We start from the raw sequence: 13,465 nt of genomic DNA, 5'->3' as shown, positions 1-13,465 counted from the left end.
GGTAATAGATTTGACACATAAATTAGCAGCGGGAGTAATCGTACTGGACGGGAATAATGTGTTATTAGTAAAGGATGACAAGGATTGGGGGGTGCCCAAAGGAGGAACGGAACCAGGTGAGACTTTCATGCAAACGGCTATAAGAGAGGGAAGGGAAGAGACAGGTTATGAAATAGTTGCTAAAGAGGTAGCTTTTGTAACAGAGTATATCTCTAAAGAATATGGAAGTTACTTACAAGTTTATTATTTTGGTGAAATAGTTGGTAAAGTTAACGAACCACTTGACCCTGATATCCTATCCGTTAAGTTTGTACCGATAGAAGAGTTAAGAGAGTATATGTCCTTTCGACCTTGGGTACTACCTTTAGAACGATGGATAAAGGAACGTAGGCTAGGTTACTATTCTTATAATTTGGATGAAGTTAGTTATTTAATATAAGAATCTGGGGTGGGGAGTATCTTACGGTTAAAAATAGTTAAAAGGGTCTTGGATATTGTTGTGCTGATAACAATTTTGATATGTATTTATTTTCTTTTTCGTGCAATGGAATATAAACCTTACCTAATAGATACAGTGATTGATGATCACGATTCTCTATTTGCAACGTACAATTTAAAATATGTACAAACTCAATTGGTGTTGTTCATTTTTGTGATAATACGGAATTTTGTTAAAAAGAAGTATGATAGTTATGTAGAAGAACAGTTGAACTAAATCCAGTGAAATAGTGAGTAAAAAAAGAAGATGATTAACGGTGTCATCATCTTCTTTGAAAGTAATAATCTCCACTATAGATACTTTTTAGCTTTCTGTGTATTTGCGAAATGAAGCTTTGCACAAGTATTCAAGGTGTCTTCCCCTTGTTCACGGATTATCCTCGCAATGGTTTGATCCACCAACTTAGAGGCGCCCTTTTTGAGTTCAAATCCAATCTTCTCCGAGAGTTTATCCATTTCCTTCACAAAACTAGCTCTTGCAATAATGGAACCTGTAGCAACTGCGATAGAATAACTTTCTGCCTTTGTCATGAAATAAGTTTTCTCAGGAAGTTTTCCTTGTTCGGAGGCAATGTGTCTCTTGTATATTCCTGGCTCACAAAATTGGTCAATTAATATACCATCATAATGGTTAGTATCTATTTTTGTTAATAGTTTTTGAATCGCATGATGATGTAGCATTGCCTTCATTTTTCCTTGGGACCAGCCTCGTTTTTGAAGGATGTTATACTTGGGGTTATGTAAATTTAATAAGGAATAAGGTATGCGCATTTGTGCGATTTCCTTTGCTAACTTAATGATAGTGTCATCAGTAAGATTTTTGGAATCTTTCACACCTAACTCTTTTAGTAGAGGTATTTGTGATTTGTTTATATATGCACAAGCTACCGTGATGGGACCGAAATAATCTCCTGTCCCAGCTTCATCAGAACCTATATGGGAAGAACTGAACAACGTTTCTGGTGGATAATAAGATGAATTTGCAGATGGTGTAGTAATTTTTTTACTAACTGTATTCTCTTTTCCTTCATCAGCCCATAATCCTATTTCTTCTTGTGGATTGCTGCCTTGAAATAATACTTTTCCAGATTTATAAGCGGTGATAACTGCATGAGAAGTTTTTGCACGGAAAATCGCCCCTTGTGGAGTAGCGGTTAATGTTTTATGATAATATTGTTTCATTTTTTCAATCGTTTCGTTTGAAAATACATAAACATTCTGTGACATAGTAAACACCCTTTCTATACATAATTGACTATAGCAAACTATTCACAAGAAAGAAATGCAAAAAATCAGCAGGAACAGTTTCCCAATTGTCTGTCTTCATGTTAAGATAAAATAAATAAAAAATGGTAGAATCGAAAGAATAGGTAGGAGGGTAACCTTGTGACCCAAAGACAAGAAAAAACTCGGGTAACCGTTCAAATTAGAAATAGATCCTATACAATCGTCGGCGATGAGGACGCAACCCATGTTCGTTTAGTGGCGAGTCTTGTAGATCAGAAGATGAGAGAAATACATGAAATGAATCCGCAACTTGACACCGCTAGTCTGGCGGTGTTAACAGCAATTAATTCTATGAATGATTATTTAAGTTTAAAAGAAGAGTATGCAACATTACTAGGTTCAATTAAAAAAGAAAGAGGATAAAAAACACATGGTAGACTTTATATTAGTTATTTTATTAATCTTCGGTTTCTTTGTTGGATTGAAGAGAGGATTGATTCTTCAGGCAGTGCATTTGTTAGGCTTTATTGTTGCGTTTATTTTAGCTGCCACATTATACGATGATTTATCCAAGCACTTAGAACAATTTATACCATACCCTACATTAACAGATGAGAGTATCTGGGCAGAATTTCTACAAGCCTTGCCTCTTGAAAATGCCTTTTACAATGCAATTTCCTTCGCAATTATCTTTTTTGTTGTGAAATTTGGTTTGCAAATCTTAGCTTCCATGATAGATGTCATAGCTTCACTACCAATCTTAAATTCTATTAATAAAATTTTAGGTGCTGTATTGGGCTTTTTAGAAATCTATCTCATTCTTTTCGTCATATTATATATTATTGTACTAACCCCGATTGGAACGATTCAAGAGTGGGTGAATGACTCAAGTATTGCTTTATTTATAGTAGAACATACGCCATACTTCTCTGAAAAGATAAAGGATTTGTGGTTTACGCATATCGTTACAATTATTAATTAATAAACATTAGGCTAATTCAAATACTAGGATTATCGTTGTATGGCAGGTACAATAAGGATAATCCTATATGAATTAGTCTTATTTTTATCCTATGGAATAATTGACATTTGAAACTATATAAGTGGGTGGTAATCATGGCTATTAATAAAAAAGATGTAATAAGGTTATTGGAAACATTTGCTATATATTTGGAGTTGAAAGGTGAAAATCCATTTAAAACCTCTGCCTTCCGAAGAGCAGCACAGGCATTGGAAAAAGATGAGCGATCACTATCAGATATTAAAGATTTTACGGAAATTAAAGGAATTGGTAAGGGAACTAGTACGGTGATCGTTGAATACATAGAGCAAGGTAGATCTGGAGCTTTGGAAGAACTAAAAAAAGAGGTGCCAGAGGGATTGATTCCACTATTGAATGTTCCTGGTCTTGGAGGAAAAAAGCTTGCTAAATTGTATCAGGAGCTTAACGTAACAGATGCTACAAGTCTTAAGGAAGCGATTAAATCTGGAAAAGTAGAAAGTTTGGCTGGTTTTGGTAAAAAATCTGCAGAGAAAATCTTAGCTGCTTTAAATGAAGTGGGTAAACGTCCTGACCGATTGCCTATAGCATATATGTTACCAATTGCTGAGCGAATTGAAGAATATTTAAGTGAGATTCCAGACATAAAGCAATTTTCAAGAGCTGGTTCACTTCGTAGAATGAAAGAAACGATAAAAGATTTAGACTTCATTATTGCAACCGATAATATCAGTGAAGTAAGAGAAGCGTTACTTCAAATTCCGGATTTAAAAGAAGTTATTGCTAAGGGAGACACAAAGGTTTCGGTAACATTAGACGATGTTTATGATGTGAATGTCGATTTTCGTTTAGTAACGGAGAAAGAATTTGTTACAACCTTACACCATTTTACAGGCTCAAAGGACCATAATGTTGCTATGCGCCAGCTTGCAAAGTCTAGAGGCGAAAAGATTAACGAGTATGGTATTGAAGTAGATGAAACAAATGAAATATTAACCTTTTCTTCGGAAGAGGAGTTTTTCAACCACTTTGGATTACAATTTATCCCACCTGAAGTAAGGGAAGATACCGGAGAAGTCTCAGCTTTTAAAGAGCCAGTTAATTTGGTTGAGCTTAATGATATACGAGGGGACATTCACATGCATACAACATGGAGTGATGGTGCACAGACACTGGAGGAAATGGTGAATGAGGCAAGAAGCTATGGTTACGACTATATTGCTATTACCGACCATTCCAAAAATCTCCGCGTTGCTAATGGATTAGATGAAAGCAGACTTCGAAAGCAGAGAGAAGAAATTGCAAAATTAAATGAAAAGTATACCGATATCCACATTTTTGCTGGTGTGGAGATGGATATTTTAACGGATGGTTCTCTGGACTTTTCCGATGACTTTTTGAAAGAAATGGATTTTGTAATTGCTGCCATTCATTCAAGCTTCAGTCAACCAGAAGAAAAGATTATGAAAAGATTATATACAGCTTTGGAAAACCCTTATGTATCACTTATTGCCCATCCAACTGGGAGACTAATTGGAAGAAGAGATGGTTATAAAGTGAATTTGGAAAAGTTGATTGCGCGTGCGAAAGATACAGATACCGCATTAGAAATTAATGCAAACCCAAATCGATTAGACATTTCAGCAGAATGGGCTAGACTTGCTCAGGAATATGGAGTGAAAATTGCTGTAAACACAGATGCCCATAGCTATAAAATGCTAGAGCATATGAAATATGGTGTTGGAGTTGCTAGAAAAGGTTGGTTGAAGAAAGAATCAGTGTTAAATACATGGACTAAAGAGAAACTAATAGCGTATTTTAATCGTAATAAATAATGAAGCTATAGTCTTGGTAAAGGAGTAAGACAATGAATGAACGTATTTTACGTGTACTAGATTATCAAAAAGTGATAGATCGCTTAACCCAGCGCGCTCAAACAAGTATAGGAAAGGATTTGGCATCTAAGATTAAGCCATCTACTAACTTAGAAGAAGTAAATCGTCTACAAGAAGAAACGGACGAGGCTAGTCAGGTTATTCGATTAAACATACCAGTACCACTTGGCGGTATTTTTGATATCCGTCCTAGTTTAAAGCGGAGTGTTATAGGTGGAGTACTTAGCACATCTGAATGTTTAGATGTAGCCAATACTATCTACGGTGGACGTCAACTAAAGGACTTTATTGATGGATTAGATGAGGAACTCTCAATTTTAAAAGAACTAGTAGAAGGTATTACACCACTAAGAAATCTTGAATTACAAATTAAAAGCTGTATTGATGACCATGGCCATGTGATGGATAGTGCTACCGAAAAGTTGAGGGGGATCCGTAGTTCAATACGCACACATGAAAGTAGAATTAGAGAAAAACTAGAAAGCTATACAAGAACGAAAAGTAATATGTTATCTGATGCTATAGTTACCATCCGTAATGATCGATATGTATTACCAGTAAAACATGAGTATCGAGGGGCTGTTGGTGGAATCGTTCATGATCAATCAGCATCTGGTCAAACTCTGTTCATGGAACCGAAAGCTGTCGTGGATTTAAATAACCAATTACAAGAGTTATATGCGAAAGAAAAACAAGAAATTGATCGTATCCTACGTGAACTAAGTCAAAGTATAGCTGAAGAAGAGTTTTTCCTTTCTGAAAATGTACGTATTCTAGCTATTGTTGATTATATGTTTGCAAGAGCAAACTTAGCTAGTGAGATGAAAGCATCAAGACCAACGATGAATGACCAAGGTATTATTAAGATGCAACAAGCCAGGCATCCCTTGATTGAAATGGATGAAGTAGTTGCTAATGACATCGAAATTGGAAGTGAGTATACTTCCATTGTAATTACAGGACCAAATACTGGTGGTAAAACAGTCACTTTAAAGATGGTCGGCCTTTGTACGTTAATGGCACAATCAGGATTACAGGTACCAGCATTAGATGGATGTGAAATGGCAGTCTTTGAACATGTTTTTGCTGATATTGGGGATGAGCAATCCATTGAACAGAACTTAAGTACTTTTTCCTCCCATATGACAAATATAGTAGATATACTAAATCATGTGGACGATAAAACGTTAGTGCTGTTCGATGAATTAGGTGCCGGAACTGATCCACAAGAAGGTGCTGCTCTGGCCATGTCCATTTTAGATGAAGTAGTTTCTAGGAATGCACGTGTAATAGCAACAACTCACTATCCGGAATTAAAAGCTTATGGCTATAATCGAGAAAATGTAATTAATGCTTCGATGGAATTCGACGTACAATCATTACAACCTACATACCGATTACTAATTGGTGTACCTGGTAGAAGTAATGCGTTTGAGATTTCTAAGAGGCTTGGATTAGATCAAACGATAATTGAACGTGCGAAGAGCCATATTGGTGTTGATTCCAAAAGTGTTGAGAATATGATCGCATCCTTGGAAAAATCAAAAACCCAAGCAGAAAGGGAATATGAGGAAGCACACAAAGTTCTACTAGAGAGCGAGAAGCTTCGTAAGGAAATGGAAGAGGAATGGGAACGTTTTGAGAATAAGCGTGAAACGCTATACAAGAAAGCAGAAGAAAAAGCTGAGAAAGCACTGAGTAAGGCTCGAGAAGAAGCAGAAATTATTGTAAGTGAAATTCGTAAGATGAAGACAGATGCCAAGCTAAAAGAACATGAGTGGATTGAAGCTAAAAAGATGCTGGAAGAAGCACAGCCAAGTTTATCTAGCAAGCAAAAGGATAAGAATGTTCAGCACACAAGTACACAGGAATTAAGTCCTGGTGATGAGATTAAGTTATTGACGTTAAATCAAAATGGTACGGTCATCGAGAAGGTTAATGAGCATGAATACTTAGTTCAGGTTGGTATCATGAAAGTGAAAGTTAAAAAGAGTGATTTACTGTTAGTCGGTAAGCCAAAACAAACATACCAAAAACCATTAGCGACTGTTAAAGGTTCTAATTACCATGTGCCACTTGAGTTAGACTTGCGGGGAGAACGATTTGAAGATGCCTTGTTAAAATTGGAAAAATATGTAGATGATGCTACTTTAGCAGGATATCCAAAAGTGTTTATCATACATGGTAAAGGCACAGGAGCACTTCGAAAAGGTGTACAAGACTTTGTTAAAAAGCATCCGAGTATTGCGTCATCTAGACCAGGAGCTGCAGGTGAGGGAGGTAGTGGTGTTACCGTCATCGAATTTCGATAAGAGTTAGGGGGTTGAGGATATGAAGAACTTTTGGGAAAATGTGCTAGTTGATACAGCAGCAAGTTTTAGTGTTGTTATTCTTTGTACAGTTGTTTTTTTAGCTGTGTTTGAATTAGTAACCAAATATAAAAACTGGGAAGAAATTCGCAATGGCAACGTTGCAGTAGCAATGGCAACTGGTGGTAAGATTTTCGGTATCGCCAATATATTTCGATATTCAATTCAACACAATGATGTATTGTTAACGAGTATAGCATGGGGAACAGTCGGATTTATATTACTTTTGATTGGTTATTTTATCTTCGAGTTCCTAACACCATCTATAAGCATTGATGAAGAAATTGGTAAAGGAAATAAGGCTGTAGGTCTTATTTCCATGATAATCTCAATTGGACTATCTTATGTTATTGGAGCAAGCATTATATAACTTACATTTAGGGAGAGCAAAAATGGAAACACTAGCAAAAATTTGTATAGGCGTAGCAGTAATATTTATATTAGTGGGTGTTCTTTACCTCGTATTTGATTTTAATTTTAGTATCTTTTAGGTTGAATGATAAAAAAATTAGGCAAAATAAAAAATAAAATTTCAAAAAATAGAAATAAGTCGGTATAATAGGATGTAAGTATATAAAAAGGAGGATTGTATATGGGGGAAGAAAAAAGATGGCATCAACATTACCCAAAGGAAATACCGACTTCTCTAACTTATGACGAGAAGCCATTGCATGCGTTTTTAGAAGATGCTGCTTCACGTTACGCAGAAAAGAAAGCGCTTTATTTTATGGGTAAAGAACTCACCTATACTGAAGTATTTGTACAGGCAAAGAAATTTGCTAACTATCTTCAGGGTTTGGGAGTTGAAAAAGGAGATCGAGTAGCAATTATGCTAGCGAATACTCCCCAGTCTGTTATCAGTTATTATGGCGCATTAATGGCTGGTGCAATTGTTGTGCAAACCAACCCACTTTACACAGAGAGGGAATTGGAGCACCAATTAAACGATTCAGGCACCAAGGTAATTGTCTGTCTGGATATCTTGGTACCAAGAGTAACAAATGTCAAGAACAGTACACCACTAGAACATATGATAGTTACAGGCATCAAAGATTATCTACCTTTTCCAAAGAACTTAATATATCCATTCATCCAGAAAAAACAGTATAACATGGTAGTTAAGGTTGAAGAATCATCTGATACACATGTTTGGAATTCGATCATGGAAAAGGCTGAAGCGGAATACACCAAAGTAGAAGTAGACCCTCTAGAAGACACTGCGTTGCTACAATATACTGGTGGGACTACAGGCTTTCCAAAAGGAGTAATACTGACGCACCGAAATTTAGTAGCCAATGCAAAAATGTGTGAAAAATGGATTTATAAAATGAAAAAAGGTGAAGAGACTATTTTGGGTGTACTACCATTCTTCCATGTGTATGGTATGACTGCAGTCATGAATATTTCCATTTTCACTGGTTCTAAAATGATTCTCCTACCTAAATTCGATGCAGGTGATGTACTTAAAACTATTCATAAATTAAAACCAACAATTTTTCCAGGGGCACCAACTATATATATTGGACTCCTAAATCACCCAGATTTAAAGAAGTTTGATTTATCTTCAATTGAAGCTTGCATAAGTGGTTCCGCTCCACTACCAGTTGATGTTCAGGAAAAATTCGAGGCAGTAACTGGAGGTAAACTTGTTGAAGGTTATGGCTTAACAGAATCTTCGCCGGTAACCCACGCTAACTTGATTTATGGTAATAGAATCAACGGAAGTATAGGATTACCATGGCCTGATACTGATGCCAAAATTCTTGATATGGAAACCTATGAAGAAGTAGCTGTTGGCGAAAAAGGCGAATTAGCTGTGAAGGGCCCACAAGTTATGAAAGGTTATTGGAATAAACCTGAAGATACAGAGAATACGATAAAGGATGGTTGGCTATTAACCGGGGACATTGGTTATATGGACGAAAATGGTTATTTCTATATTGCCGATCGTAAAAAAGACATGATTATCGCAGGTGGCTATAATATTTATCCTCGTGAAGTGGAAGAAGTTCTTTATGAACATGAAGCAATTCAAGAAACGGTAGTAGCTGGAATTCCAGATCCTTATCGTGGAGAAACAGTAAAAGCATATGTGGTCTTAAAAGAAGGATTTGCTGTTACAGAGGATGAATTAAATAAGTATTGTAGAGAAAAACTAGCGTCATATAAAGTACCTAGAATCTATGAGTTCCGTGAAGAACTACCTAAAACTGCAGTTGGTAAGATTCTAAGAAGAAAATTAGTAGATGAAGAGAAAGAAAAAGTAAAAGAAGAAGTAAGTACTTGAGCAAATTGCTCAAGTTATCCTAAAAGTGTACAAGTAGTATATTGACAGAAATAAATTCTGCCTTTACAATAAAATATGAATGACGATTCATTCATTTATTTTTTTAATGTGCTTATTGTACGCTTGAAGGAGAAAAGTAATGAAAAATAATAAACCGAAATACATGTTAATTATTGATGCAGCTGTTGATGTCATTGCGGAAAATGGTTATCATGCATCTCAAGTTTCTAAAATAGCTAAAAGAGCTGGGGTAGCGGATGGAACCATATACTTATACTTCAAAAACAAGGAAGATATATTAGTTTCTGTTTTTGAGGAAAAGATGGGACAGTTTATCGAACAGATAGCTACCGCTACGAATGAAAGGGAAAATGCTAGTGACAAGCTACTGACCCTAATTGAAATGCATTTTGGACAGCTTGCAGCAAATCATCATTTAGCAATTGTAACACAGTTGGAGCTAAGGCAATCTAACCTTGAACTTCGTCAACAAATCAATCGAATTCTAAAGCCCTATCTAGTCGTTATTGATGGTATCCTTAAAGAAGGAATCAAAGAGAAACTTTTCCGAAAAGATATTAATGTACCGTTACTTAGACAGATGATCTTTGGAACACTTGATGAAACAGTGACAAACTGGGTTATGAATGAAGATAAGTACGATTTAATTGGCCTAGCTCCAACTGTACATGAACTAATTACCCAAGGAATAAGTGCTAAATAAGTACATAGTTTGTCGTTTGCCTCTATATCTATTATTCTTAGTACATAGAGGCAAATATTTATAAATACTCGGACAGTTCCGAATACAAGTGAGAGAAGATACTTCATGCTGTAAAGTCTGATCCAAACATACTGAAAGATTTCAATGTTCATTGTATTCGGACCTTGTTTACGAGAAAACGTAATCAACTTAAAGGGGTGTTAACTTGGGAACTATTCTCTATGAATTAGAAGGACATGTAGCAACTTTAACCATACAAAGTCCTCCTGCTAATGCTTTATCTAGCAATCTATTGAAGGCGCTTTCTGAGAAGCTAGATTTGATTGAAAAAGATGAGAAAGTTAAGGCGATTATCTTAAGAGGAGATGGTAGGTTTTTCTCAGCTGGAGCAGATATTAAGGAATTTACGTCATTACAAGAAGCTTCTGATTATCAATCGCTCTCTGAATATGGTCAGCAGTTGTTTGATCGCATCGAGAATTTTTCTATTCCGGTAATTGCAGCTATTCATGGTGCTGTTTTAGGAGGGGGCATGGAGCTTGCGATGGCATGCCATATTCGAATAGTCACTGAAAAAACTAAGTTAGGACTTCCTGAATTATCGCTTGGGATAATACCTGGATTTGCTGGTACACAACGTTTACCAAGGTATGTAGGTACAGCAAAGGCATATGAGATGATTTTAACAGGCGAACCAATATCTGCTAAAGAAGCTTATGAGTTTGGGTTAGTGAACCAAATAGTTGTGGAAGAAGAGGTGTTTAATGTTGCTAAGACATTAGCATCTAAAATCGCATCTAAGAGTAGGCCAACGATTAACCGAATCATGCAATTAATTCCATATGCAAAGCCTGAAAACTTCGCTAACGGGGTGAAGGCTGAAGCAGTTGCATTTGGAGAAATTTTTGGCTCTGAAGATGCAAAAGAAGGGGTTCAAGCTTTCATTGAAAAACGAAAGCCTAATTTTATAGATAAATAGTAACTTGAGGAGGAACTCATATGAATATTTACGTGTTATTAAAGAAGACATTTGACACGGAAGAAAAAATCGTAGTGACAAATGGTCGTATTGAGGATGATGGTGCTGAATTCATCATTAACCCTTACGATGAATATGCAGTAGAAGAAGCAATAAAGCAACGTGATGAACATGGCGGAGAAGTAACGGTTGTTACAATCGGCGATGAAGACTCTGAAAAACAACTTCGCACTGCATTAGCAATGGGTGCTGATAAAGCAGTTCTAATTAATACAGAAGAAGATCTGGAAGATGGGGATGCATTTACGACAACAAAGATTTTGGAAGCGTTCTTTGAAGATAAAGAAGCAGACTTAATCCTTGCAGGTAATGTAGCAATTGATGAGGCAAGTGGTCAAGTTGGTCCAAGGCTTGCTGAACGCTTAGGAATTAATTACGTTACTACTATCACTAGTCTTGAAATTGATGGAGATACTGCAAAAATTGATAAAGATGTTGAAGGTGACGTAGAAAAAATCGAAACCTCATTACCATTGTTAGTAACTTGTCAACAAGGGTTAAATGAACCTAGATATCCTTCTTTACCAGGTATTATGAAAGCTAAGAAAAAACCATTAGAAGAATTAGAAATTGATGACTTAGATTTAGATGAAGACGAACTAGAACCAAAAACAAAAACAGTAGATATTTTCTTACCACCTGAAAAAGAAGCTGGAAGAGTGTTAGAAGGCGAACTAGAGGATCAAGTAAAAGAACTTGTTTCGCTGCTTAGAAACGAAGCGAAAGTACTTTAACAGAGAGAAAGGAGAAATTATAATGAGTGAAAAAATACTAGTTATCGGTGAATCTAGAGATGGTGTTCTACGTAATGTTACTTTCGAAGCAATCGCTGCAGCGAAAAAAATAAAATCAGACGCAGAAGTAGTTGGTGTTCTTTGTGGCAACGAAAATTTAGAATCTCAAGGCCAAGAAATGGTTTACTATGGAGCAGACCGCGTCGTAACGGTGAAAGATGACAAATTAGCCTCCTATACTTCAGAAGGTTACGGTCAAGCAGTTTTAGCGGTAATTGAGGGTGAAAATCCTTATGGAATCGTAATGGGGCACACTGCTATTGGAAAGGATTTAACTCCTAAAATTGCAAGTAAGTTAGAATCAGGTTTAATTTCTGATGCTGTTGATATAGATGTTGATGGAGACGAAGTTGTATTTACTAGACCGATTTACTCTGGTAAAGCTTTTGAAAAGAAAGTTGTTGCAGAAGGCCTTGTATTTGCAACTATTCGTCCAAATAATATTCCATCATTAGAACGTGATGAAACGCGGACTGGTGATGTGCAAGAAAAAATAGTTGAAATCTCTGACCTAAGAACGGTAATAAAAGAAGTATTACGTAAAGCTACGGATGGTGTTGATTTATCTGAAGCAAAGGTAGTCATAGCTGGTGGTCGTGGGGTTAAAAGTGCTGACGGATTCAAGCCTTTATATGAATTAGCAGAGGTATTAGGTGGTGCAGTTGGAGCTTCTCGTGGAGCTTGTGACGCAGACTACTGTGATTACTCTTTACAGATTGGTCAAACAGGTAAAGTTGTAACACCTGATCTATACATTGCAGTAGGTATTTCAGGAGCTATCCAACACTTAGCCGGAATGTCCAATTCAAAAGTAATCGTAGCAATTAACAAAGACCCAGAAGCAAACATTTTTAACGTAGCCGACTACGGCATCGTAGGAGACCTTTTCGAAATCGTACCAATCCTAACAGAAGAAATCAAAAAATTAAAAGCTTAAAGTATATGTAATATTTTTTGCTTAATTATTAGAGAGTTAGTTTAGGTATCTACTCTGAGCAGCCAGTATACACGAAGACTCCTGCGGGAGGAAAGGCATCGGTGAGACCCCACAGATGCACCTGCGTCTGCTAGTATTGCTACGAAGCACGCTTCCTCGGTGCAAGGCAGCAATGAAGTTTACTCAAGTTGTTGCCTGGCTCACCAGCCGCCCGCGGAAAGCGTAGTGTTTACTGGCTGCGGTTTTGTTAGTAAGATTTTTGGATAATAAGCAATAGAATAAGCAAACTGTTAGTAAGGATTATCCATTAATGGTATACTCTTTTTGAAAGATGTAAGAAAAAGGAGGAATTTGAGTGGCAATTAAAAACGTATCTGATCAAAATTTTGCAGACGAAACTGCAAAAGGTTTGGTTTTAGCTGACTTCTGGGCACCTTGGTGTGGACCATGTAAAATGATTGCTCCAGTTCTAGAAGAAATAGATGGAGATATGTCAGAAAAAGTACAAATCGTTAAGCTTGATGTTGATGAAAACCAAGAAACAGCAAGTAAATTTGGTGTCATGAGTATACCTACATTATTACTATTTAAAGATGGTAATGTGGTAGACCAAGTTATAGGTTTCCAACCAAAAGAAGCACTTGTTGAATTAATTAATAAGCACGCTTAATTTGATAGCTATAATTCAAAATAAT

Annotated in this window: 13 protein-coding genes; 12 read left to right on the top strand and 1 reads right to left on the bottom strand. The window is 36.4% G+C overall.

Features of this window, described 5'->3' with window-relative positions; genetic code table 11:
- The first annotated feature begins 10 nt into the window (after positions 1-10).
- Positions 11-439, top strand: a complete 429-nt coding sequence (locus TE34_RS11880) for an NUDIX domain-containing protein (RefSeq protein WP_053075068.1) — start codon at positions 11-13, stop codon at positions 437-439.
- 350 nt (positions 440-789) lie between these two features.
- On the opposite strand, the gene rnhC is transcribed toward TE34_RS11880, so the two are convergent.
- Positions 790-1,725 (bottom strand): ribonuclease HIII, encoded by a 936-nt coding sequence (gene rnhC / locus TE34_RS11875; RefSeq protein WP_047985035.1) that lies wholly within the window; start codon positions 1,723-1,725, stop codon positions 790-792.
- Positions 1,726-1,884: 159 nt separating this feature from the next.
- Between rnhC and zapA the strand changes: the two genes are divergently transcribed.
- From zapA to trxA, 11 genes are all read left to right on the top strand, one after another.
- Positions 1,885-2,148 carry a cell division protein ZapA gene (gene zapA, locus TE34_RS11870; RefSeq protein WP_047985034.1) on the top strand — a complete coding sequence of 88 codons (264 nt, stop codon included), beginning with the start codon at positions 1,885-1,887 and terminating at the stop codon, positions 2,146-2,148.
- Positions 2,149-2,155: 7 nt separating this feature from the next.
- Entirely contained in the window at positions 2,156-2,707 is a 552-nt protein-coding gene (locus TE34_RS11865; protein ID WP_047985033.1) for a CvpA family protein, read from the top strand.
- A 134-nt stretch (positions 2,708-2,841) separates the two neighbouring features.
- Positions 2,842-4,560, top strand: coding sequence for a DNA polymerase/3'-5' exonuclease PolX (gene polX / locus TE34_RS11860; protein ID WP_047985032.1), 1,719 nt, complete (start codon positions 2,842-2,844; stop codon positions 4,558-4,560).
- Between the two features lie 32 nt (positions 4,561-4,592).
- Positions 4,593-6,932, top strand: coding sequence for an endonuclease MutS2 (locus tag TE34_RS11855; protein ID WP_047985031.1), 2,340 nt, complete (start codon positions 4,593-4,595; stop codon positions 6,930-6,932).
- Between the two features lie 19 nt (positions 6,933-6,951).
- On the top strand, positions 6,952-7,359 hold the full coding sequence (locus TE34_RS11850) for a DUF350 domain-containing protein (protein ID WP_047985030.1): 408 nt from the start codon (positions 6,952-6,954) through the stop codon (positions 7,357-7,359).
- A 222-nt stretch (positions 7,360-7,581) separates the two neighbouring features.
- On the top strand, positions 7,582-9,276 hold the full coding sequence (locus TE34_RS11845; RefSeq protein ID WP_047985029.1) for a long-chain-fatty-acid--CoA ligase: 1,695 nt from the start codon (positions 7,582-7,584) through the stop codon (positions 9,274-9,276).
- 139 nt (positions 9,277-9,415) lie between these two features.
- Complete coding sequence (locus tag TE34_RS11840; RefSeq protein ID WP_047985028.1) at positions 9,416-10,000, top strand: TetR/AcrR family transcriptional regulator; 585 nt, start codon at positions 9,416-9,418, stop codon at positions 9,998-10,000.
- 205 nt (positions 10,001-10,205) lie between these two features.
- Complete coding sequence (locus TE34_RS11835) at positions 10,206-10,979, top strand: enoyl-CoA hydratase (RefSeq protein WP_047985027.1); 774 nt, start codon at positions 10,206-10,208, stop codon at positions 10,977-10,979.
- Positions 10,980-10,999: 20 nt separating this feature from the next.
- On the top strand, positions 11,000-11,773 hold the full coding sequence (locus TE34_RS11830; RefSeq protein WP_047985026.1) for an electron transfer flavoprotein subunit beta/FixA family protein: 774 nt from the start codon (positions 11,000-11,002) through the stop codon (positions 11,771-11,773).
- 22 nt (positions 11,774-11,795) lie between these two features.
- Positions 11,796-12,770 carry an electron transfer flavoprotein subunit alpha/FixB family protein gene (locus TE34_RS11825; protein ID WP_047985025.1) on the top strand — a complete coding sequence of 325 codons (975 nt, stop codon included), beginning with the start codon at positions 11,796-11,798 and terminating at the stop codon, positions 12,768-12,770.
- Between the two features lie 355 nt (positions 12,771-13,125).
- Positions 13,126-13,440 (top strand): thioredoxin, encoded by a 315-nt coding sequence (gene trxA, locus TE34_RS11820; RefSeq protein ID WP_047985024.1) that lies wholly within the window; start codon positions 13,126-13,128, stop codon positions 13,438-13,440.
- Positions 13,441-13,465: the final 25 nt, after the last annotated feature.

The sequence above is a fragment of the Ornithinibacillus californiensis genome (assembly GCF_001038485.1).
Classification (GTDB): Bacteria; Bacillota; Bacilli; order Bacillales; family Amphibacillaceae; genus Ornithinibacillus; species Ornithinibacillus californiensis.
Note: the sequence above shows the minus strand (reverse complement) of the source record. Positions and strands in the feature narration are given on the sequence as shown.